The 22051-nt window shown below is 65.2% G+C and carries 17 protein-coding genes; 5 read left to right on the forward strand and 12 right to left on the reverse strand.

Annotation, left to right across the window (positions count from 1 at the left end; translation table 11 throughout):
- Nucleotides 1-26: 26 nt before the first annotated feature.
- The 4 genes from AWY79_RS06185 to AWY79_RS06200 all read left to right on the forward strand — a co-directional run bounded on the left by AWY79_RS06185 (nt 27) and on the right by AWY79_RS06200 (nt 6329).
- The gene (locus tag AWY79_RS06185) at nt 27-842 is read left to right on the forward strand and encodes a nitroreductase family protein (RefSeq protein WP_066801669.1); all 816 of its coding nucleotides are present in this window, start codon (nt 27-29) and stop codon (nt 840-842) included.
- A 46-nt stretch (nt 843-888) separates the two neighbouring features.
- A complete protein-coding gene (locus AWY79_RS06190; protein WP_078063640.1) occupies nt 889-1686 on the forward strand; it encodes a substrate-binding periplasmic protein in 798 nt (265 codons plus the stop codon).
- An 18-nt stretch (nt 1687-1704) separates the two neighbouring features.
- Nucleotides 1705-4134, forward strand: a complete 2430-nt coding sequence (locus tag AWY79_RS06195; protein WP_066801676.1) for an acetate--CoA ligase family protein — start codon at nt 1705-1707, stop codon at nt 4132-4134.
- Nucleotides 4135-4268: 134 nt separating this feature from the next.
- Nucleotides 4269-6329, forward strand: a complete 2061-nt coding sequence (locus tag AWY79_RS06200) for a methyl-accepting chemotaxis protein (RefSeq protein ID WP_066801677.1) — start codon at nt 4269-4271, stop codon at nt 6327-6329.
- Nucleotides 6330-6394: 65 nt separating this feature from the next.
- Here AWY79_RS06200 and AWY79_RS06205 read toward each other — a convergent pair whose 3' ends face one another.
- The 5 genes from AWY79_RS06205 to AWY79_RS06225 form a co-directional block, all read right to left on the reverse strand.
- Complete coding sequence (locus tag AWY79_RS06205; RefSeq protein ID WP_066801678.1) at nt 6395-7708, reverse strand: TRAP transporter large permease; 1314 nt, start codon at nt 7706-7708, stop codon at nt 6395-6397.
- A gap of 2 nt (nt 7709-7710) precedes the next feature.
- Nucleotides 7711-8196 carry a TRAP transporter small permease gene (locus AWY79_RS06210; RefSeq protein ID WP_066801683.1) on the reverse strand — a complete coding sequence of 162 codons (486 nt, stop codon included), beginning with the start codon at nt 8194-8196 and terminating at the stop codon, nt 7711-7713.
- 57 nt (nt 8197-8253) lie between these two features.
- Nucleotides 8254-9252, reverse strand: a complete 999-nt coding sequence (locus AWY79_RS06215; protein ID WP_066801684.1) for a TRAP transporter substrate-binding protein — start codon at nt 9250-9252, stop codon at nt 8254-8256.
- 71 nt (nt 9253-9323) lie between these two features.
- Complete coding sequence (locus AWY79_RS06220) at nt 9324-10331, reverse strand: TRAP transporter substrate-binding protein (protein WP_066801685.1); 1008 nt, start codon at nt 10329-10331, stop codon at nt 9324-9326.
- Between the two features lie 44 nt (nt 10332-10375).
- Complete coding sequence (locus tag AWY79_RS06225; protein ID WP_066801686.1) at nt 10376-10969, reverse strand: TetR/AcrR family transcriptional regulator; 594 nt, start codon at nt 10967-10969, stop codon at nt 10376-10378.
- A gap of 193 nt (nt 10970-11162) precedes the next feature.
- Here AWY79_RS06225 and AWY79_RS06230 point away from each other — a divergent pair, with 193 nt between their 5' ends.
- Nucleotides 11163-11639, forward strand: coding sequence for a methyltransferase family protein (locus tag AWY79_RS06230; protein ID WP_158509859.1), 477 nt, complete (start codon nt 11163-11165; stop codon nt 11637-11639).
- A 43-nt stretch (nt 11640-11682) separates the two neighbouring features.
- Here AWY79_RS06230 and AWY79_RS06235 read toward each other — a convergent pair whose 3' ends face one another.
- From AWY79_RS06235 to AWY79_RS06265, 7 genes are all read right to left on the reverse strand, one after another.
- Entirely contained in the window at nt 11683-13377 is a 1695-nt protein-coding gene (locus tag AWY79_RS06235) for an FAD-dependent oxidoreductase (protein WP_066801691.1), read from the reverse strand.
- A gap of 69 nt (nt 13378-13446) precedes the next feature.
- On the reverse strand, nt 13447-14433 hold the full coding sequence (locus AWY79_RS06240) for a GGDEF domain-containing protein (RefSeq protein WP_066801693.1): 987 nt from the start codon (nt 14431-14433) through the stop codon (nt 13447-13449).
- Nucleotides 14358-15809, reverse strand: a complete 1452-nt coding sequence (locus AWY79_RS06245; protein ID WP_335343137.1) for a GAF domain-containing protein — start codon at nt 15807-15809, stop codon at nt 14358-14360. Before AWY79_RS06245 ends, AWY79_RS06240 begins: the two co-directional genes overlap by 76 nt.
- A gap of 116 nt (nt 15810-15925) precedes the next feature.
- Entirely contained in the window at nt 15926-17308 is a 1383-nt protein-coding gene (locus AWY79_RS06250; protein WP_066801697.1) for a multiheme c-type cytochrome, read from the reverse strand.
- Between the two features lie 11 nt (nt 17309-17319).
- Nucleotides 17320-17892 (reverse strand): NapC/NirT family cytochrome c, encoded by a 573-nt coding sequence (locus AWY79_RS06255; protein WP_066801699.1) that lies wholly within the window; start codon nt 17890-17892, stop codon nt 17320-17322.
- Nucleotides 17893-18121: 229 nt separating this feature from the next.
- Nucleotides 18122-19687, reverse strand: coding sequence for an SUMF1/EgtB/PvdO family nonheme iron enzyme (locus tag AWY79_RS06260; protein ID WP_066801702.1), 1566 nt, complete (start codon nt 19685-19687; stop codon nt 18122-18124).
- 64 nt (nt 19688-19751) lie between these two features.
- Nucleotides 19752-22016, reverse strand: coding sequence for a PAS domain S-box protein (locus tag AWY79_RS06265; protein ID WP_066807052.1), 2265 nt, complete (start codon nt 22014-22016; stop codon nt 19752-19754).
- Nucleotides 22017-22051 lie beyond the last annotated feature (35 nt).

The raw sequence follows: 22051 nt of genomic DNA on the forward strand, positions 1-22051 counted from the left end.
CGGGGTTGCAAAAAGGAGCGTATTCCATGTTGTTCACCATCGACAGGACCCGGTGCAAACGGGACGGGCTGTGCGCCTCCGTATGCCCGGCCGGATGCATCGTTTTCGAGGAAGGGGGGCTGCCCGAGCCCCACGAGAAGAAGTATCTCTACTGTCTGGAGTGCGGCCACTGCATGGCCGTGTGTCCTGCGGAGGCCATCCGCCTGGACCGTTTCAAGGCGGGGTCCACGCCCCTGGACCGGGCGCTGCGGCCCGAGCCGGAGCAGATCGAGCAGTTCCTGCGCGGCCGCAGGTCCGTGCGCGCCTTCCGCGACCGGCCCGTGGAGCGCGAAACGGTCGAAGGGCTGCTGCGGACCGCCGAGTACTGTCCGTCCGGCCACAACGCGCGGCCCACGCGCTGGTCCGTGGCCCTGGGCACGGACAAGGTGGCCGAAATCGCCGATGCGGTGGCGGAGTGGATGCGCGAGGAGATCGAGGCGGACACCCCGCTGGCCTCGGCCCTGCACCTTCCGGGCATCGTTCGGGTCTGGGACCTGGGCGTGGACATGATCTGCCGCAACGCCCCCGCCCTGGCCGTGGCCTGGGGGCCGAGGAAGGGCATCACCCCCAGGGAGGACGCGGTCGTCGCCGTGACCTACCTGGAGCTGGCCGCCAACGCGCACGGATTGGGCGCCTGCTGGTGCGGCTACGCGCTCATCGCCGCCGCCAATTCCCCGGTGATCGCCAAGCGGCTCGGCGCCGAGGGCGACGCCCGGGTCTACGGCGCGCTCATGCTCGGCCATCCCGCTGTGCGGAACCAGGCCATCCCCCCGCGCCCCGAGCCGGGCGTGACCTGGTTGTGACCGGGGGGCGGTAGACTCTGGCTGTATATTTGCGTAAACAGCATTCATGCCGAACCCCGTTCGTCTTCTCCTGTTCGCCCTGCTCCTCCTCGCCGGGTTCCCTACCGCCTCCGCCGCAGAACCGTCGGAGTCGGTCCGGGTCGGCATGGGGTTCTCCATCGCCCCCTACGTCCTGCGGGCCGAGAATTCGGGGCTCGAAGTCGACATCATCCGCGAGGCGTTCAAGGCCGCCGGGGTGAGCGTCGAATTCTCCTTCCTGCCCAACCTCCGGCTGCCCATCGCCTTTGCCGGGCGGGACGTGGACTGCCTGGCCCTGAGCGTGGGCTACGATCTGGAGAAGATCGCCGGACGCCGTGTGTACGGCTCCAAGCCGACCATCGCCTTCCGCAACCATGTGGTCAGCCTGGCGAGCCGGCATCTGCGGTTCGATTTGCTGGAGGACCTCAACGGATTGGTGGTCCTGGGATTTCAGGACGCGTGCAACTATCTCGGCCCTGAGTTCGCGGATTACGCCAGGGGCAACGACCTCTACAGCGAGCTGTCGGACCAGGCCCTGCATGTGCGGATGCTGTTCTCCGGCCGCGTGGACGCGGTCATCTCGGAGCGGCGGGTCTTTCTCTGTTGGCGCGATCGCCTGGAGTCCACGCCCGTGGCCAGGGTCGTGAACCTGGACCAGGACGTGGTCATGGCCCCCCTGTTCCAGGAGCAGGCGCGGCAGGTGGTCTTCGGGACCCCCTCGCTCTGCCGACGGTTCGACCAGGGGCTGGCCGCCATCCGGGCCAGCGGCCTTTACGATGAAATCCTGAAGCGGTACGACACGGCGGAGTACGGCGGCAGGCAATAGCCGCCCAAGGAGGCAATCATGGCGGACCCCCATTTCGCCTTCGGTTCGGTGCAGGTGGAGATCAATTTCGAGGCCATTGACGCTCTCTTCGAACAGGCCCACGGCCAGGGCCGCGACTCGCTGTTCGAGTACGAGGTCTACGACCTGCTCAAGGCGTCCGGGGCCGAGACGCCGCCGCGCTGCGTGCTGCTGGAGCGGTCCGCCCGGCTGCGCGACGAGCAGTTGGCCGTGCTCCCCGGCGACCGGGTGGTGCTCAAGATCGTCTCCCCGACCATCGTGCACAAGACCGAGGTGGGCGGCGTGCGCGTGGTGGAGAACCGGCCCGACGCCATCCGCTCGGCTTGGCGGCGCATGCTCTACGAGGTGCCGGAGAACTACGCGACCTTCCTGGAGCGGCGGCCCGAGGCAGCGCCCGAAGGATACCGGGGGTTGAGCGGCGAATCGCTGGCCTCGGCCGTGTCCCGTGACCTGCGCGGCGTGCTCATGGTCCAGTTCATGGAGCCGGACTCCACGGCGTTCGGCAACGAACTCCTGGTCGGAATCCGCAAGACTCGGGAATTCGGCGCCGTCATCACTGCCGGACTCGGCGGAACAGACACCGAGTTGTATGCCGAAAGATTTCGCAAGGGCCAGGCGGTGACCATCTCCTCCACGGCCTTGACCGACGGGGCGCAGTTTTTCGAGCTGTTCCGCAAGACCATCTCCTACCGCAAGCTGGCCGGGCTGACGCGCGGGCAGCGGCGCATCGTCACGGACGAGCAGCTCATCGAGTGCTTTTCCTCGTTCATCGACATGGCCAACCACTATTCCCCGGAGAACCCGGACGCGCCGTTCCACATCGAGGAGCTGGAGATCAACCCCTTTGCCTACGCCGATTACCTGATGGTTCCCCTGGACGGCATGTGCCGGTTCTCGGCGCCGGGAACGGTGCGCGCCCCGCGTCCCGTGGGCAAGATCGGCTCCCTGCTCAAGCCGGAGTCCATCGGCATCGTCGGGGTTTCGGCCTCGCGCATGAATTTCGGGCGGATCATCCTCAACAACGTGCTCGCCGCCGGGTTCGACCCGGCCAAGGTGCGCATCGTCCGCCCCGGGGCGGACGAGATCGACGGCGTGGCCTGCGTCCCGGACCTGAAGTCCCTGGACCGCAGGCTCGACCTGTTCGTGGTCGCCGTGGGCGCTCCCCAGGTCCCGGCCCTGGTGGACGAACTGGTGGCCCTGGACTGCGCCGAATCCGTGATGCTCATTCCCGGAGGCCTGGGCGAGACCGAGGAGAGCCGCGACCGGGCGGCGGCGGTCATCGCCCGCATCGACGAGGCCCACGGCGCGGGCGGCGGCCCGGTCTTTTTGGGCGGCAACTGCATGGGCGTGGTCTCCCGGCCCGGCGGGTACGACACCTGGTTCATCCCCAAGGAGAAGCTGCCCGACTTCCCGGCGGGCGCGCCCCACCGCGCGGCCTTCATCTCCCAGTCGGGGGCGTTCATGCTCACCCGGCTCTCCCAATGCCCCATGCTCAACCCGGCCTATATGGTCTCCATGGGCAACCAGACCGACCTGACCCTTGGCGACATGGTCGCGCATTTCGCGGACTCCGACGACGTGGACGTCATCGCGGTCTATGCCGAGGGGTTCAACGACATGGACGGGCTGGCGTTCTGCCGCAGCGTGCGCCGGGCGGTGTGCGCGGGCAAGGACGTGGTCTTCTACAAGGCGGGCCGGACCCCGGAGGGCAAGTCCGCCACCAGCGGGCACACCGCCTCCCTGGCCGGGGACTACGCCGTGTGCGAGTCCTGCGTGCGCCAGGCCGGGGCCATCGTGGCCCGCTCCTTCACCCAGTTCGAGAACCTGTTCATGCTGGCCGAGCGGTTGAGCGGCAAGACCATCGGCTCCAACCGGCTGGCCGCCATGTCCGGCGCGGGATTCGAGGCCGTGGGCATGGCCGACTCTATCCAGAGCGACGACTATTCCATGTGCCTCGCCCCGCTCTCCGGCCCCACCCGCGAGGCGCTGGCCGTGCTCATGGCCGAGAACGGGCTGTCCGGGCTGGTCACCGTGGCCAACCCCCTGGACATCACCCCCGGCGCGGACGACCACGTGCACGCCGAGGCCATCCGGCTGCTGGCCACGGACCCCCGGGTGGACGCCGTGGTGGCCGGGCTGGACCCCATGTCTCCGGTCATGCGCACCCTGGCCGACCCGGACACTCCCCTGACCATGGACAACGAACGGTCCATCGCCGCGCTCCTGGCCTCCCTGCTGCCGACCCTGGACACCCCGGTCATCGGCGTGGTGGACGGCGGCCGTCAGTACGACCCGCTGGTGGATCGGCTCAAGTCCGTTGGGCTGTGCACCTTCCGCACCTCGGACCAGGCCGTGGCGGCCCTGGCCCAGTACATGGACGGGCGGCTCAACGCCCGGCGCATCCGCTGCGAAGCGTCTTCTGTGGCCTAGTCTTACAGGGTATTTTCCTTTCTTAGATTATAATTGAATAAATATTTCAGAAGTTAATACTCTATAATTCGGTAGAATTATTTGCACCGGGCGGATTTCCGTCCGGGATAAACGTTAATGCCGAGGATTAGTGTATGCGATTGTCCGACGTCAGGGTGGGGGTCAAAATCATCGGCGGGTTCGCCGTCATCGTCCTGTTGTTCCTGCTCACGGGAGCGCTGGTCAAAACCTTCCAGCAGAGCATGGTGGTCGCGGCCTCCGTGTCCGAGGGGGCGGCCACGCTGGAATATACGGTCCGTTCGGAGATGCAGATACTCATGGAGATGCTCGACGCCGAGACACCGGCCGAGCTGGACCGGTCCTGGAAGGAGCACGAACGGTTTTCCGAAGAATACGACCTGTTCGCCGGGGGCATCGTGGACGGCTGGACCGACGAAAAGCGCACCCTCCATGCCACCCGCGACGCGGCCATCCGCGAACGAATGAAGCGGATCGGGGAGCTGCGCGCCAAGGACTTTCAACCCGGCGTGCAACGGGTTCTGGCCCTCAAGCGCGAGTCCTTTACCGCGTTGGGCGAGCGGGAGGCGGGCATGGCCCGGATGGAGGAGGCCTATCGTTCGGTGATCCGTTCCTGCGAGCAGTTCGAGGAGGAGGTGGCGGCCTACCTGGACCGGCGGCTGAACGACGGGGCGGACGCCTTCGACATCCTCTCCAAGGAGATTTCCTGGGCCGACATGGGCATGGAGATCAAGGCGGGCATCGGCCGCGCGCGCATCGTGCTGGAGGAATTCGTCCAGGCCGAGGACAAGGCCGAGTTCGAAATCCTCCGGGCCCGGTTCGCCGAAACGGTCGCCGAGTTCGACGAACAGGTGGGTGCGCTGCTGAACGGCGGCAAGGTGGGCAGCGATATCATCATGCCCGTGGACGAGCCGGACCTGCGCACCCTGACCGAACAGATGGCCAGGATTCACGACGAGGTCTTTCAGCAGGCGGCGGCAACGGCCATGAAGAGCCATGAGAACGCGGCCCGCATTCTGCAGGAGATCAATGCCGAGGACCACCGGGTCGACGGCGTGGGCGAAGAGATGATGGCCATGCTCCACGAAGTGGGCGGCATGGCGGACGACAACCTTTCCTTCAGCGTTACGGAGTCCGACGCGGCCATTTACGCCGGGGTGAGTGCGGCCATGATCCTGGCCCTGTTCGTGGGCTGGCGGCTGTCCCGGATGATCACCCGCCCCCTGTCCTCGGCCGTGTCCGTGGCCGGGGCCATGGCGAAAGGCGACCTGAGCCGCGACGTCGAATCCTCGGGCAGGGACGAGATCGGGGCGCTGCTCTCGGCCATGGGGGACATGGTCCTGCGGTTGCGCGACGTGGTCTTCGGGGTCGACGACGCGGTGAGCAACGTGGCCTCCGGCAGCGAGGAGCTGTCGGCCACGGCGGAAACCCTGTCCCAGTCCGCCACCGAGCAGGCCGCCAGTGTGGAGGAACTGTCCGCCTCCATCACCCAGATATCCGGTTCCATCGCCCGCAACGCGGGCCACTCCAGGGAGACCGCCCGGATCGCGTCCGATGCCGCGGGCAAGGCGTCCGACAGCGGCCAGGCCGTGGTCCAGGCCGTGGAAGCCATGAAGCAGATCGCGGAGCGTATTTCGATCATTGAGGAAATCGCCCGGCAGACCAACCTGCTGGCCCTGAACGCGGCCATCGAGGCGGCGCGGGCGGGCGAGCACGGGAAGGGGTTCGCGGTGGTCGCCGCCGAGGTCCGCAAGCTGGCCGAGCGCAGCGGGCGGGCCGCCGGGGAGATCGGACAGCTTTCCGGGTCCACGGTGGACGTGGCGGACCGGGCCGTGCAGATGCTCGGCGAGCTGGTGCCGGACATCACCAGGACCTCCGAACTGATCGACGAGATCAACGCCGCCTGCGAGGAGCAGCACGATGTCATCCGGCAGATCGGCACCGCCGTGTCCCAGGTGGAGGCCGTGACCCAGGGGACGGCCTCGGCGGCCGAGGAGGTCGCGGCCACGTCCGAGGAACTGGCCGGCCAGGCCGAATCCCTGCGCCGCATGATGTCCTTCTTCGATTGCGGACAGGGGCGGGCCTCGGCCCAGTACGCGGCAACGGCCGCCCGGGCCGAAGCGGCCCTGCCTTCCGGCGGGGCGGACGGCGACCGGGAGGAACTGGCTCGATACTAGGGCCGCACGGCGCGGCAAGAAAAAGGCCCCGGAGCAATCCGGGGCCTTTTTTGCGTCGTTTGGGATCAGTACATCAGTCCCGGCAGGAACAGGATGATCTGTGGGAACAGGAAGAGCAGGGCGATGCCCACGATGATCGAGAGCATGAACGGGAGGATGCCCTTGAACACGTCCTCCAGGGTCACGTCCGGAGCGATCTTCTGGCACATGCCGTAGACCACGTACACGTTGATGCCCACGGGCGGGGTGATGACGCCCATCTCGGTGACCAGCACGATGATGATGCCGAACCAGATGGGGTCGTAGCCCATGCCCGTGACCACCGGGAAGAAGACCGGGATGGTCAGCATGATCAGGGCCAGGGAGTCCATGAAGCAGCCGCCGATGAAGTAGATCAGGATGATGGCCCCCATGATGGCGAACGGCGGCATGTCGAAGCCCGAGACCCAGTTGGCGATGTCGAAGGGTATGCGGGTCACGGCCAGAAACTTGCCGAAGACTACCGCGCCCGCGATGAGCACCAAGACCATGCAGGAGGTGCGCAGGGTCTCGTAGAGCGAGTTGACGAACGCCTCCCAGGAGAGCTGGCGCTTGACCACGGCCAGGGCGAGCACGCCGATGACGCCGATGCTGGCCGCCTCGGTGGGCGTGAACCACCCCAGGAACAGGCCGCCGATGACCAGGGCGAAGATCAGCAGGGTATCGATCAGGTTGGCCAGGGAGCGCAGCTTCTCGGGCCAGGTGAAGGTGTCGCCCTTGGGGCCGAGAGCCGGGTTTATCCTGCATTGCAGGTAGATGCCCACGATGAACAGGAAGGTCAGCAGGATGGCCGGAAGGATGCCGGACACGAAGAGCGCGCCGATGGACTGCTCGGTGAGCACGCCGTAGATGATCAGCACCACGGACGGGGGCATGATCATGCCCAGCCCGCCGCCCGAGGCGACGGACGCGGCGGCCAGGGAGTTGGCGTAGCCGTAACGCTTCATCTCCGGGATGCCGACCGTGGACATGGTCGCGGCGGTGGCCGGACTGGACCCGCAGACCGCGCCGAAGGCGGTGCAGGCCGAGACCGTGGCCATGGCCAGCCCGCCCCGGGTATTGCCCAGGAAGCGGTAGGCCGTCTGGTACAGGCGGCGCGAGATGCCGCAGTTGAAGGCTATCTGGCCCATGAGGATGAACAGCGGGATGGTGGACAGCTCGTAGGAGGCGAAGGCGTCGTAGATGTTGCGGCTCATGAGGTTCAGGCCGCCCTTCCAGGAGGTCAGCAGGGAGAACCCCACGAACCCCACGAGCATCATGACGAAGGCCACGGGCATCCGGGTCATGAACAGGAAGACCATGATGACGATGCCGATGATTCCGGCGGTGGTCGGTTCCATGGTTACCCCCTGCGTCCGGTGAAATATTTGACGATGTCCGACAGCAGGCAGACGGAATAGACGAGGAAGCCGAAGGCCAGGACGTAGACCACCATGTACTCGGGCAGCTCCAGGTTCATGGAGACCTCGCCCGATTCGGACAGGGTCCCGGCGTAATCGTACATGCGCCAGGTGATGATCGCGGCCAGGAACAGGGTGGCCAGGTTGGTGACCAGCCCGAACACGTCGCGGACACGCTTGGGCAGCCGCCGGACCAGGATTTCGACGCCGATGTGGCTTTTCTGGTAGTGGGCGTAGGGCAGGGCGAATCCCACGGCGACGACGCCGAGAATGGAGACGATTTCCTCGCACCCGAAGATGGGGGTGTTGAACGCCCCGCGCATGACCACGTCCGCACCGGTCATGGCGGCCATGCCCACCAGGCAGGCCGCGGCGATGATGCGCATTATCCTTTCCGTCAGCGGCAGCAGCCGCTTGGTCTCTTCCATCATTGATCCTGTAAACGTCGTCCGGGGCGAGCGTAAGCCCGCCCCGGACGGTTGGGGTTACTTCAGTGTGGACTGGGTGAATTCCAGGATGGCCTTGCCGTCGAGGCCCTTTTCGGCGACCTCGGCCACGTAGCCGTCCAGCACGGGCTGGCCCGCAGCGGCCCAGGCCGCGGATTCCTCGGCGCTCAGTTCGACGATCCGGCCGCCCTGGTCGAGGAAGAACTGACGGCCCTCGGCGTCGGCGGCATCCCAGGCAGCGGCGTGCTTGGTCGCCCATTCCTTGTTGATGTCGCGGATGATCGCCTGGGATTCCGGGTCGATGGACGCCCACTTGTCCTTGTTCATGACAATGAAGAACACGGTGGTGTAGGCCACGGAGAAGGAGTCCGTGCCGTACTTGCAGACCTCGCCCAGCTTGAAGGACTTGTTGGACTCGATGGGGTGCATGGACCCGTCCACCACGCCCTTCTGCAGGAGCTGGTAATTCTCGGGCATGGGCTTGGCCACCGGAGTGCCGCCCAGGGCCGCGACCAGCTTGGCGGAGTTGCCGGTGGCGCGGATCTTCTCGCCCTTCATGTCCTCCAGGGTCTTGACCGGCTTGTTCACGGTGAACAGCAGGCCGGGACCGTGGCCGTTGAAATACATGGGTTCGACGTCGGCCAGCTCTTCGGGCTTGAAGTGCTCGTAGACCGCGTTGGCCGTGGCCGTGGCCTGGGCCGCGGTCTGGTAGCCGAGCGGCAGGTCCACGGCGGCCATGACCGGGAAGCGCCCGCGCGAATAGGCGAGGCAGGACAGGCCCACGTCGGAGATGCCCTCGACCACGCCGTCATAGCACTGCGCCGCCTTGGACAGGGTCCCGCCGGGGTAGTATTCGATGACCACCTTGCCGCCGGTACGCTTCTCCACTTCCTTGCACCACGCCTCGGCCAGCTGGGACTGGTGGTTGGTGGGCGGGAAGAAGTTGGAGTAGGTCAGCTTCACCTCGGCCCTGGACGCGGTGGGCAGGGCGACACAGATCACGGCCAGCGCCAGGAGCGTCGTAAGAAGTTTTTTCATTGGTTCCCTCCGGGGAAGTTGCTTGGGGTCCGAGGAGGAGCGCTCGGCTCCCCCCTTGTATATGATGAGTCCTACGGACTTTTGGTCATTTCACCCTTGATGAAGTCCACCACGGCCTGGCCGTCCACCGCCTTGCCTTCGCCCGCGGCGTAGCCGTCGAGGACCGGCTGCGCGGCCTTGACCCAGCGCTCCGCCTCGGCGGGCTCCAGCTCGATGAAGTCGCCGCCCTTGGAGGTCAGGAACTCCTTGCCCTCGGCGTCTGCCTCGTCCCAGGCCTGGCCGTGCTTGAGCGCCCATTCGGCGTTGATCTGCAGGATGATCTGCTGGTTCTCGGGGGAGATCATGGCCCATTTGTCCTTGTTCATGACCACGAAGAAGGTGGTGGTGTAGCCCACGCAGTCGGACAGGGTGCAGTGCCTGACGACCTCGCCGAGCTTCCACCCCTTGTTGGACTCCATGGGATGGACCGAACCGTCCACCACGCCCTTTTGCAGGGACTGGTAGGAGGCGGGCATGGGTTGGGCCACCGGGGTGCCGCCCAGTGCTTCGATGAGCTTGGCGGAGTTGCCGGTGGAGCGGATCTTGAGCCCGTTCAGGTCGGCCAGGGTGCGGACCGGCTTTTCGGTGGTGAACAGCAGGCCCGGGCCGTGGGCGTGGAAGTACATGGGCTGGACGTCGTCGAACTCCGCCGGGCTGAACTTGGTGTAGACCGCGTTGGCCACGTCGGTCGCCTGGACGCCGTTCTTGTAGCCCATGGGCAGGTCCACGGCGGCCATGACCGGGAAGCGGCCGCGCGAGTAGGCGAGGCAGGACTGGCCGATGTCGGAGATGCCCTCGACCACGCCGTCATAGGTCTGCTTGGCCTTGGTCAGGGTGCCGCCGGGATAGAAGTCGATGATCACGGCCTTGCCCGTGCGGGCCTCGACCTCGGCGCACCACTGCTCGGCCAGCCTGGACTGGACGTGGGTGGGCGGGAAGAAGCTGGAGTAGGTCAGGCGGACGGATTCGGCGCAGGCAACGGAGGTCAGGCCGAACAGGAACAGGGCAATGGCCGTCAGGGTGAAAAGGGTTTTACGCATGTGCATCTCGCTTGTGGTGGGGGTGATATGGGGCGAGCAGGGGTTCAGCCCTGCCGGGTTCCGTTCATGAGCGCCAGGGCGATGGCCGCCCTGCGCACCTCGGCCAGGGAAAGGACCTCGGTGCCCAGCGCGCGGTGGATGAGATAGCCCTCGAACAGGGCGGTGTTCAGCGCGCCGATCTTCTCCGGCGGGAAATCGGTCTCCACGTGGTCGCGGACCAGATCGGCGAAGACCTTGTTGGAGAGCCGGTAGTCGGACTTGTTCATGAGCTTGCGCAGCGGCTCGCTGGTAGCGGAATAGACCGTGAACTCCAGGAAGATGGAGGACCAGTTGCGGTCCGAGACGATGGTCTCCAGAAAGTCCCAGATGATGTTCATGGCCGCTTCGAGATTCTCGGCGTTCTGCACCCGGTCGTGCCGGGTGGCGCGGTACTGGCGGAACTTCTGCTCCACGATCTGGAGGAACAGTTCGTCCTTGGAGTTCCAATGCCGGTAGAAACTGCCTTTGGCGTATCCCGCGTGGTCGGTGATCTCGGCCACCGAGGTGTTGGCGAACCCCTTGGTCCCGAACAGCTCGATGGCCGAGGCCATAAGTTCCTGCATGGTCTGCTGGGATTTTTCCTGTTGTTTGGTCGCCATCCTCGCCCCTTGTCCGCCGGAATAACAGCCGGTTTTTTGTGACTTGTGGTCATGATGCGACTGGCGGTCAAAAAATGACCGATGGTCACATCGGAGAAATCACAGGTAGCAGGGAGGCGATTGGGAGTCAAGGGGTGTTTCTGGACAACACGTCTCCGATCGATTTACTGGGATGGAAAAGGAGGAGAAGAACATGGGATCGCAAAGGGAGATGTTTTTCGGCCAGGGACCGAAGATGATCCGTCCCGCCATGCTGGCGGCTGCGCTCGGCGGCGCCGCGGCGTGGGCGTGGCCGTCGGTGTTCCTGTTTCCGGCGGGGTTCCTCCAGCCCTTGCGCGCGCTCATCGGCTGGATGCTCGTCCTGGCCGCGTTCGGCCTCTATTTCTGGGGCATGGTCCGTTTGCTCAGGGCCATGAAGGAGGACCGCCTGGACACGGACGGCCCCTTCGCCCTCGTGCGTCATCCCATGTATTCGGCCTGGCTGGTGTTCCTGTTCCCGGGCCTGGCCCTGGTCACGGGGGCGTGGGCGATCGTTGCGGCCTCGGTCGCGGGCTGGTTCGCCTTCCGCCGCTGGGCTCCGGTGGAGGAGCGGTCCATGCTCGACCGCTTCGGTCCGGCCTACGAGCGCTATCGGGAGCAGGTCCCGGCGCTGATACCCATTCCCCGGTAGAACCGGTCCGGGGCCCGCTCGGCCCCGTCCCGGTCCCGCATGGTTATTCCTTCCAGTAGGGGTGCGACAGGTCCTCGAAGGCGGACATGGCCGCGATGGACCCCTCGCCGATGGCGGTGACGATCTGTTGCAGGCCGCCGGTCAGGTCGCCGCAGGCGTAGACGCGCGGCACCGAGGTGCGCATGTCCGGGCCGACCTTGACGAACCCGTTCTCCTTCAGCTCCGCGCCCAGGGACACGGCCAGCTCGGTGGCGGCCTTCTGGCCGATGGCCATGAACACGCCGTCCACGGGCAGTTCGGTGACCGCCTCGGTCTCGACGTTGCGCAGCTTCAGGGTGTGCGCCTTGCGGTCGTCGCCGAGGATCTCGTCCACCACGGTGTTCCAGAGCACCTGGATGCCCTCGCGCTCCACGGAGTCCACGAGCGGCTTCTGGGCGCGGAATTCGTCCCGGCGGTGGATGATGGTCACGGACACGCCGAGGTTCTTGAGGTGCAGGGCGTCGGTCAGGGCGGTATTGCCGCCGCCCACGATGGCCACGGCCTTGCCCTTGTAGAGGTACCCGTCGCAGGAGGCGCAGTAGTTGACCCCGCGTCCGAAATAGGCGTCCTCGCCGGGAATGCCCAGCTTTCGGTAGCTCGCGCCCGTGGCCAGGATCACGGCCCGGGCCGGGTACGCGCCCCGGTTGGTGGTCACGGTGAACGGTTCATCCTTGGCCGGGTCGCCGGGGGTGATGGACTCCACGCCCTCGCCCTCGTTCACCGGCACGTACTGCCGGGCGTGCTCGCTCATGATGTCCATGAGCTGCTTGCCGGGTACGTTGGTGAAGCCGGGGTAGTTCTCGACCACCGGGGTCAGGGCCACCTGGCCGCCCACGATGGACTTCTCCAGGATCACGGACTTGAGGCCCGCGCGCACGGCGTAGATGCCCGCGGTCAGCCCGGCGGGGCCTGCGCCGACGATGACCAGGTCCACCTCGCCCGGTTCGGCCGCGCCGAAGCCGGCCGGGGCCGAGCCGTCCTTCATGCCGGGCAGCGTCCCTTCCTCCAGGAGCATCTCCACGGACTTGAGGTGGACCATCTCCACCACGAACCGTTCCTCGGGCATGAGGCCCAGTCCGTCGTGCGCCCCGGAGTTGAATATGGTGTGCGGCACGGACCCGACGTTGAATTCCTGGGTCAGGTCGGGATTCTCGTTCATCTCCACGCACTCGGCCTTCACCAGGTCGGGCCGGGCGATGGCGCATTTGATCGCGTGCATGACCTGGCCCGGGCAATAGGGGCAGGAGGGCGAGACAAAGACCTGGCAAAGCCGTTCGTCCTCGAGCGGCTCGAGCAGGGCCAGGGATTGTTCGGACAGCCCGTTCATGCGCAGGGAGACGAGCATGATGGCGGTGATGAAGGATTTGCCTTCCTCGCCCATGGGCGCGCCCAGGAACCGGATATGGTAGTCGTCCGGGTTGACGCACAGGGTGGGCGACGCGGTCACGCCCAGGGCTTCGGCCCGCTCGGACGGGATGGCCGTCCGGCGGAACTCGATTTTTTCGTGCAGACGGTCGAGGTCGGCGCAGAACGTGGCGGTGTATTCCGTGAACTCGTCGTTGACGCCGGGCTCGGCGAACAGTTCCAGGACCACGTTTTCCTTGAGGGCCTTGAAGGTCTCGGTCAGCTGCTTGCGGACGTCCTCGGGCAGGAACCACCCGCCGTTGTCGTCTTCCTTGTCTTTCGTGAAGAGGGGCATGGGGTCACCTCGCGGTTTTGCTTTTTTCCAACCGTTACAGGGTAGGAGGGGCTGGCGGGAGAGTCAAGGCTAGAGCTGCACGACCCGGTTTCTGCCGCTGCGCTTGGCTTCGTAGAGGGCGTCGTCCGCGCGCTTGAGGATGTCTTCGATGGAGTTGTCCTCGGGGCGCAGGGCGGTGATGCCGATGCTGATGGTGAAGGAGATGACCTCGCCGTGGGTGGAGACGCGGGTCTGCTCCACGCGGCGGCGCAACCGCTCGGCGGTGTTGTTGCCGGCGGCGATGTGGGTCAGGATCAGGGCGGCCTGGAACTCCTCGCCGCCCACGCGCCCGAAGAGGTCGGTGGTGCGCAGGGTGGACTGGCACAGGATGACCAGCTCCTTGAGCACGTCGTCGCCCGAAGGGTGGCCGTAGGTGTCGTTGATGCGCTTGAAATGGTCGATGTCCAGGGAGAGCAGCACCAGGGAGGTGTTGTACCGCTTGCAGCGCTCGAACTCCTCGCTCAGGCGGCTCATGAACTGGCGGCGGTTGCTGGCCCCGGTGAGCGGGTCGGTGGAGGCCAGGGTGCGCAGCTCGTCCTCCATGTTTCGCTGCTCGGTGATGTCCTGGTTGAGGCCGATAAGCCGGTGCGGAACGTTGTTGTCGTCAACCTGGACCTGGGCATGTGCGCGGATGATCCGCGTGGCCCCGTCCGGGCGGATGATCCGGAATTCGGTGTTCAGCAGTCCCTGGCCCTCGATGGTCCGGGCCACTTCGCGCTCCACAGCGGGCAGGTCGTCGGGGTGCACTTGCAGCCGCCAGAGGTCGTAGAGCTCGTCGGGGTCGGTCGGGGCGATCCGGTACAGATTGAACATCTTTTGGTCCCAGTGCAGGGCGTCGGTCAAAAGGTCCCACTCCCAGATACCGATGTTGGCCGCATTGGTGGCCAGGTCCAGGCGCTCGGCGAACGCCTTGAGGGTCTCTTCGCTGCGCTTGAGGTCGGTTATGTCCCGCGCCTCGAAGGAGACGTAGGTCTCCGGGTCGCCCTGGACCCGGACGGGCTGGTGGGAGATGGACATGTACCGCTCCCCCGGGTCGGAAATTCGATCCACGCCTCCTCGCGCACGGTCTCCCCGGCAAAGGCGCGGTCGATGGCGGGCCGCAGCCGGATGTCGAAGCAGTCCTCGCCGAAGAGCTGGTCCACGGTCTGGCCGACCACCTCGCTCCGCCGCCGGTCGAACATGCGCGCGCAGGACTCGTTGATGATGATGTAGCGGTACTCCCTGTCTATGAGCGAGATGAGGTCGGGGTTGGTCTCGATGATCCGCTCGTAGCGCAGCAGCTCGGCGCGGGCCTCTTCGCGCTCCCGGTCCTTTTCCACCAACTGGTGGTTCACGGCCTCCAGGCTGGCCGTGCGCTCCATGACCTTCTCCTCCAGCCGGGCCCGGGCCTCGGCCAGCTCCGCACGGGACCGCCGCCGCTGAATGGTGCGCCAGGTGCCGCTCATTATCAGCATCATCTGGCGGATATCCTCTTCGGTGTAGTTCTGTTCCTTGTTCCCGACTCCCGCGAGAAGGACTATGCGCTGCTCGTCGAAGACCGGGATGTTCAGGAGGCGGACGATGTGCATGTGGCCATCGGGATACCCCCGCCGGTCGGGATGAGCCTGGTAGTCGTTGATGATCACCGGTTCGCGCCGGTGGAGGGCTTCGCTCCACAGCCCGGCCGTTTCCAGGCGGTGCCTGTCGGGGAAGGCGCCGAGCCCGCACTGCGCCATGACCTCGCCCGACCAGGAGAAGAGGGAGAGTTCGGACTCGTCCTCGCTGACCCGGAAGATGAAGCCGATGGGGCTGCCGGTGACCTCGGTGATGGCGGCCAGGGCGAAATCGAGGATCTCGGCCTCGGACCGCTGGGTCATCTGGGACAGGGCATACAGCTTCTCGAAGCGGATCTCGTCCAGCTCCAGGTGGCGCAGGGCCTCGCGGTGCTCGGTGATGTCCGAGAAGGCGACCAGATAGGCATCCTGCCCTGCGTACAGAATGTTCCGGACGTTGAGGCTGGCCCACATGGGGTCCCCGTTCAGGCGGCGCATGGGGACCTCGTAGTTGCGGATGTGCTTTTCGCGGCCGAGCAAGGTGAAGAGCCGCTCGCGATCCTTGATGTTGGCGTACAGCCGCTTGGTGTTGCGTTCCTCCTCCGGGACGTCGCGCAGCCCCAGGAACCGCTCCGCCTCGGCGTTGCAGAGGAGGATGTCTCCTTCCAGATTGACGATGGCCATGCCGCTCGGAGCATTGTCGAAGACCTGTCTGTAGCGGTCCTCGCAGGCGGCCGCCGAGACCTCTTCCAGGCTCGCTTCCAGCTCGGCGATGCGGCGCTGGGCCGCGGCCAGTCTTTCTTGGGGGATTGGTCGCTCATCACTGTACTCCGTTCCGGGATCGCCGTTGCCGCCAGTAATCGTTCTTGTTTAATATCACGGTTTTTTTTCGGTAGGTCAACGTAAAGGAGGGCCTGGCCCCGGGCACGGAAAAGGGGGCCTTTCGGCCCCCTTGCGGTTGGTTGTTCGGGATGCGGCTACTTCTTGCCGAAGATCTGCTCCGGACGGGTCGGATCGCCCGTGGCGTTCGGGAAGTCGGGGTAGCGGTACGCCTTGGTGTTGGAGTCGATGTGGTGCTTGGCCTCTTCCATGAACTGGTTGAAGCGGTGCTTGCACTCGTAGAAACCGTGCCACCAGGCGTAGTCCGGGGCCATCATGGCCGTGCCCATGCGGGCGCGGCGGCCTTCGTGGTGCCACAGCTCGTAGAACTGGACCTCGAGGTGCTCGTCAAAGTACTTGGTCTTGTCGAGCAGCCCCTTCTCGTACAGTTCGTCCAGGGTCTTCTTGGCGGGCTTGAAGTAAACCTCGTTGTACTCCTCCACCGAGGTGTCGAGCTGGGTGTAGAAGTCGTCGATCCAGGACTGGCCGTGGCACTGCCTGCAGATGTCCTTCATCTTGTCGCGCTCCACGCTCCAGTCGGTGCCGGACGGGAACGGCTTGAAGTCCGCCGGGCGGACCGTCAGCGGGGCCTGGGTCTCCCAGGACAGCCGCTCGGTCACGTCGTGGGTGGTGGGCTGGTTGCCGGAGCCGGACATGTGGCAGGAGGCGCAGGTCGGGGCGCGGTAATCCACGCCGGGAGTCCAGGCGCCGGGGGCGGAGTTGAAGTTGTACTCCTGCTTGAACGCCTGGTAGATGTCGCCGTGCTTGGATTCGTTGTAGATCTCGATCTGCGGATGGTCCGGGCCGAGGTGGCATTGGCCGCAGGTCTCGGGCTTGCGGGCCTCCATGACCGAGAAGCGGTGCCGGGTGTGGCAGCTGGTGCAGGAGCCGAGCGAGCCGTCCAGGTTCAGGCGGCCGACACCCACGTTGGGCCAGGTGTCGGGATCGAGCTTGCCGTCCTTCATCTTGAGCACGGTGCCGTGGCAGTAGAAGCAGCCGGTCTTGCGCTCGTTGTCCGAGTTCATGCCGCCGTTCAGCCACGGATCGAGCTTCCACATGATCTCGATGGTGTTGGCGTGCTTGCTCTTGGCGTAGGACTTGGCCTCGTCCGGATGGCAGCGGGAACAGTCCTTGGGCGTGACCGGGGAGGCGATGGGCACGAAGTACTGCTTCTCGCCCATGGGCAGGTTGCCCATGGAGTAGTACTTCTCGTGGTCCACGCTGATGTCCTGGTCGCCGGGCTCGGCCTGGTGGCAGTCGAGGCAGGTGATGCCCGCCGAGGCGTGACGGCTCATGGCCCAGTCCGCGAAGATGCCCGGGGTCTCCTGTTTATGGCATTCGATGCAGGCCGTGCCCTGGGGCGGGGTGGCCCGGTCCATGCGCAGCTCGCGCATTTTGGGAAAGTTTTGCGCGCCGGCGGCGGTGGCCAGCGCGGTGACGGCCACCAGGGCCGCGAGCATGAGAATGACCTTGCGATACATAAGCAAACCTCCTAGATGCCCAGATGGGGCAGCCCGCTGGCCCGGTAGGGCGCGCTGAACTGCTTGTAGTCAAAGAATTGCCTGTCGTTGTGGACCAGGTCCCGGTGACAGTCCGTGCAGCGATACTCCTGGCCGCCCGCGGCATAGAGCACCTTGCGGTGCGCCAGCATGGCCCCGCGCTTGCCGGGGATGTGCAGGATGTTGCGGTGGCACTTCATGCACTGGTCGTTCTTCATGGTCGACCAGATGCGCTCGCGCATGACCTTTCGATCATAAGTCTCGTCCCCGCCCGTGAAATGGGCGAAGACGTCCTTCATCCCGTGCATGGTCTTGGTGAAGAAGAAATCGACCGTGTCGTGCGGCGCGGGCAGGTGGCAGTCCATGCAGTCGGCCACGAAGCCCTGGGCGTTGTTGACGTGGGTCGAGGTCTTCCAGGCCATGACGGCCGGCCGGATCTCGTGGCAGGAGCCGCAGAACTCCGGCGTCGAGGTCCTGACCATGGTGTAGTAGGTCATGCTGAAGAGCGGGAATGCGATCACGATGCCGCAGAGGACCAACAGGACCGCTTTGGTTTTTCGCTCCATACCTCCTCCTGGTTGCGATGCCCCGTCGCTCCGGACCACAAGCCCCCGGCCCGGATGCAGTGGGGGATTGTGACCCTCATAGCAGAGATTGGCGCAGTTTGGCAGTAGAAAGAGGTTATTTTTTCAGGAAAGTGTCAGATTTTTGCGTTTTTGAGGGGCAGGACGCGAAAAAAGGCCGGGAAACGTTCCCGGCCTTTATTGTTTGAATCGGCGTTAGTCTCGATCCGGATCACTGGTCCATGCGGACAACACGGAAGCCGATGACGTCCGAGAACTGCGAACTCAGATGATAGTCATGCCCTCTTCGTTCACCGAGTTTGCTCGTTATGGAGGCTTGTCTGGCGCCTTGGCTCTTGGCCATTCTGTCTCTGCTCCTGACGTTCAAATCCCGCACCTGGGACATGTATCCTCCGCCGCGAATGACCTTCAGGCGGGAATCCTCCCGGACCTCCGGGTTGTTCGGATCATGCTTCTCGTACGCCGAGGAGTCGTAGTCGTCCCGGCACCATTCCCAGACGTTGCCGGACATGTCGTGCAGCCCGAGTGCGTTCGGGGCCTTGGTCCCGACGTCATGGGAGCCGTCCTTGCTGTTGCTGTGATACCAGGCCACGTCTCTGTAGTCCGTGACGTCCTGGTCGGGGTTGGCGCCCCCCGCAGCGGCGTATTCCCATTGAGCTTCGGTCGGGAGGGAGTATCTTCCGGAGCCCGTTTCGCCGAGTCTGCGCACGAATTCCATGGCCTGCTCCCAGGAGATGCCGTCCGCGGGCTTGCCGAGGCCTTTGTTGTAGAAGGAATCGGAGTCCATGACCGTTGTCCATTGTCTCTGGGTCACTTCATATTTGCCGATCCAGAAGCCGTCCAGGCAGACCTTGTGCGCCGGGGAGTTGTCGCCCATTAGCCGGTCCTCGCCCATGGTGAAGCAGCCCGCCGGGACCCAGACGAATTCCATGCCCGTGGTCGGCTCGGTCCAGGTGGTGCGGTTGAAGACCATGGCCTGGTTGTCCTTGATCTCGTCGGATGCAGGGACGGACGGGACGGGGCGGTCGGCGTCGGACACGGGAGCCCCCAGGTAGACCTCGGCCAGAAGGGAGGAGGCGTCCCAGGGGATTTGGCGGCGGCCGGTCTCCGCGACCACGTCTATGCGGGTCTTGAGCAGTATTTCGCGGATGGAGAGCTTGGGATCGCGCAGGTGTTTGAGCAGATATTTGGTGTACACGCCGTTGCGCCCCTGGCCGTCGGAAGCGAGCTTGCCCGGAGAGGTGGCAAAGGCCACCACCGAGCCGAGGGGCGCATCCATGATCGCCAGTCCCCGGTTGGCCGAGCGGAATTTGCGGACGAACGGGTTGTTCCGGCAGGCGTCGAGGATGATGATCGACGAGCGCGGCCCGGCTCCCTCCATTTCCGCCAGAACGTACCGCGAGTCCACGGTCCGGTATTTGACGTCCGCCTCGGAGTCTATGCCCGCGTGCAGCGGGAAGAGGTAGTTGATGCCCTCCACCTCGGCGCCGTGGCCCGCGAAATAGAACAACCCGATCTCCGCCCCCCGTAGGTTTTTGCCGAAGGCGTTGATGGCGCGTTCCATCTGGTTCCTGTCGCCGTTCTTGAGCAGGTTGACCTCGAAGCCGAGCTCGATGAGGGCGGTGGCGATGTCGGTGGCGTCGTTGGCCGGGTTCTGCAGCGGGGCCTGTTCGTAGTCGCTGTTGCCGATGACAAGGGCGACGCGGGAGGAGGCCCGGGCCGGTGAGGAAAGGGCGAGCAGGACGGCGGCGAGGGAGACAAGGATCAATGTGCGCATGGAGGCTCCTGAAATGGTCTTGTCACTGTCGCATACAGAAAAACCGAAGGGTTGTGAAGGTCTCCTACAGTTCGCACTCGGCCCTGGGGAAGGTGATTTCAAAGCAGGCGCCGCCCTCGTCCCAGGAGGAGGCGCGGATGTCCCCGCCGTAGTCGGTGACGATGCCGTAGGAAATGGACAGCCCCAGGCCGGTCCCCTTGCCCACGTTCTTGGTGGTGAAGAACGGCTCGAACAGCCGCTCGCGGATGGCCGGGGGGATGCCCTCGCCCGTGTCGCAGATGCGGAACACGACCTTGTCGGGCGTTCCCGCCGAGGTGATCAGGACGCGCTTGTCCGGGTTCTCCTTGTTCCCGGCCCAGCGGTCCTCGATGGCGTCGCGGGCGTTGAGCAGCAGGTTGATGACCACCTGCTCCAGCCGGTTGGAGTCGGCCATGATCAGCGGCAGGTCCGGGTCCAGGTCCCAGACCACCTCGATGTTGTGGACCATGAGCTGCTGGTGGAAGAACTCGAAGCCGCGTTCCAGGACCTCGTTGACCTGCACCGGCATGGTCCGCAGGTCGGACTTGCGCCCGAACTCGCGCATGTGCTCGATGATCTTGGCGGCGCGGTCCACGTGGGTGGAGATGCCGTCCGCCATCTCGCGCATGATGTCCGGGGCCACTTCGGTCCCGTTCTCCACCTTGCGCGTCAGCAGGTTCGAGATCGCCTTGAGGATGGTCAGGGGCTGGTTCAGCTCGTGGGCCACGCCCGTGGACATCTCGCCCAGGGTGGTCATCTTGCTGGCCTGGATGAGCTGCTGCTCGGCCTCGACCTTGCGGGTCACGTCCGTGCAGGTGACGATGAGCGTGTCGCGCTCCTCGAACCGGGCCGGGGAGATGCGCAGGAAGACGAAGAACTGCCGCCCGGACTTGTCCACGTGGGTGCACAGCTCGATGGCCGGGCAGGTGCGCAGCTGCTCCTCCCAGTCCTTGGCCTCGCCGGGCCGGAAGAAGCCCATGAACGAACGGCCGCGCAGCTCCAGCTGGGTCCAGCCGTACATCTCCTGGGAGGGCTCGTTGCAGTTGAGGATTTCCAGGGTCTCCCGGTCCAGGACGAAGACCGCGTTGGGGATGGAGTCGAAGATGGCGTGGTAGCGGTGTTCGGACGCGGCCAGCTTGGATTCCAGCTCGCGGCGGTGGGTGATGTCGATCATCATCTCCATGGCGGCCACCACCTTGCCGTCCTCGTTGCGCACCGGGGAGGTGTACACGATCCAGTGGATGGGATGCCCGTTCTTGGCCATGCCCGACTCCTCGGACATGTGCGGCAGCCCGTCCTGGAAGGTCCGGTCCACGGGACAGACCTCGCACTTCTCCAGCCGTCCCTTGTTCACCTGCCAGCATCGCTTGCCCATGGGCAGGCCGAAGTGTTGCTCGTACGCCTTGTTGTGCCGGATCACCCGGTAGTCGGTGTCCACCACCGAGACCAGGCAGGGTACGTTGTCGAACAGGTTGCGGAACTCCTCGCGCTGCTCCATGAGCTCGCGGTGCTTCTCGGTGACCCTGCGGCCCATCATGTTGAAGGCCTCGCCCAGGGTGCCGATCTCGTCCACCTGCTCGATGTCGATGTCGGTGTGGCCCTTTTCGCCGCTGATGCCCCGGGTGGCGGTGATGAGCCGCCGGATGGGCCGGAAGATGAACCGGTAGGTGAAGGCGAACAGGGCCAGGAAGGTGGCCGCGAACACGACCACCGAGATGCCCATGTTGGCGCGCTCGAACATGAGGATCATGGCGTTCTTGGACTCCATGTTCACGGTCACGTCCAGCAGGCCGAGGACCTGTTCGTCCTTTTCGTGCACGTGGCACGGGCCGGGCGAGCATCCCTCTGAGTTGGCGATGGGGGTCATGATGGCCATGAGCTGGCGCTTGCCCGACTCGACCATGCGGGTGCGCTTCTCGAGCGGCATGTTGGGCGGCGGCGGGTCGTACTGGTGGCAGATCCAGCAGGAGGGCGCGTGCTGGGAGATGACCTTGCCTATCTCCTCCGGGATGTTCGAAAAGACGATGCGTCCCTGCTTGTTGTAGACCCGGATGGACTCGATCTCTTCCTGCTTGCTGATGTTGTTGATGTTCTCTTTGATGTCCTCTTCGTTGTCGAGCATCATCGCATAGTGCAGGGCGAGCATGATCGTGTCGGACACCATCTCGATGTCGGACATGACGTTGGAGACCACGTTGCTCTTGAAGTAGTAGACGTTGAACCCGGTCCACAGGAAGATGCACAGGAGCAGCGTCACGCCGCCCGACAGGATCATCTTCGCGATCAGACTCTCGCGGAATCTCTTGAGCACCTTCACACCTCCCTCGCGGTGCGGGCCGGGGCCCG

The organism is Pseudodesulfovibrio indicus (genome assembly GCF_001563225.1).
GTDB lineage: Bacteria > Desulfobacterota > Desulfovibrionia > Desulfovibrionales > Desulfovibrionaceae > Pseudodesulfovibrio > Pseudodesulfovibrio indicus.

Excerpts from the sequence above, each read along its gene's own strand:
- AWY79_RS06185 (WP_066801669.1), top strand. The coding sequence starts at position 27 with ATGTTGTTCACCATCGACAGGACCCGGTGCAAACGGGACGGGCTGTGC.
- AWY79_RS06190 (WP_078063640.1), top strand. The coding sequence starts at position 889 with ATGCCGAACCCCGTTCGTCTTCTCCTGTTCGCCCTGCTCCTCCTCGCC.
- AWY79_RS06195 (WP_066801676.1), top strand. The coding sequence starts at position 1,705 with ATGGCGGACCCCCATTTCGCCTTCGGTTCGGTGCAGGTGGAGATCAAT.
- AWY79_RS06200 (WP_066801677.1), top strand. The coding sequence starts at position 4,269 with ATGCGATTGTCCGACGTCAGGGTGGGGGTCAAAATCATCGGCGGGTTC.
- AWY79_RS06205 (WP_066801678.1), bottom strand. The coding sequence starts at position 7,708 with ATGGAACCGACCACCGCCGGAATCATCGGCATCGTCATCATGGTCTTC.
- AWY79_RS06210 (WP_066801683.1), bottom strand. The coding sequence starts at position 8,196 with ATGGAAGAGACCAAGCGGCTGCTGCCGCTGACGGAAAGGATAATGCGC.
- AWY79_RS06215 (WP_066801684.1), bottom strand. The coding sequence starts at position 9,252 with ATGAAAAAACTTCTTACGACGCTCCTGGCGCTGGCCGTGATCTGTGTC.
- AWY79_RS06220 (WP_066801685.1), bottom strand. The coding sequence starts at position 10,331 with ATGCGTAAAACCCTTTTCACCCTGACGGCCATTGCCCTGTTCCTGTTC.
- AWY79_RS06225 (WP_066801686.1), bottom strand. The coding sequence starts at position 10,969 with ATGGCGACCAAACAACAGGAAAAATCCCAGCAGACCATGCAGGAACTT.
- AWY79_RS06230 (WP_158509859.1), top strand. The coding sequence starts at position 11,163 with ATGGGATCGCAAAGGGAGATGTTTTTCGGCCAGGGACCGAAGATGATC.
- AWY79_RS06235 (WP_066801691.1), bottom strand. The coding sequence starts at position 13,377 with ATGCCCCTCTTCACGAAAGACAAGGAAGACGACAACGGCGGGTGGTTC.
- AWY79_RS06240 (WP_066801693.1), bottom strand. The coding sequence starts at position 14,433 with ATGTCCATCTCCCACCAGCCCGTCCGGGTCCAGGGCGACCCGGAGACC.
- AWY79_RS06250 (WP_066801697.1), bottom strand. The coding sequence starts at position 17,308 with ATGTATCGCAAGGTCATTCTCATGCTCGCGGCCCTGGTGGCCGTCACC.
- AWY79_RS06255 (WP_066801699.1), bottom strand. The coding sequence starts at position 17,892 with ATGGAGCGAAAAACCAAAGCGGTCCTGTTGGTCCTCTGCGGCATCGTG.
- AWY79_RS06260 (WP_066801702.1), bottom strand. The coding sequence starts at position 19,687 with ATGCGCACATTGATCCTTGTCTCCCTCGCCGCCGTCCTGCTCGCCCTT.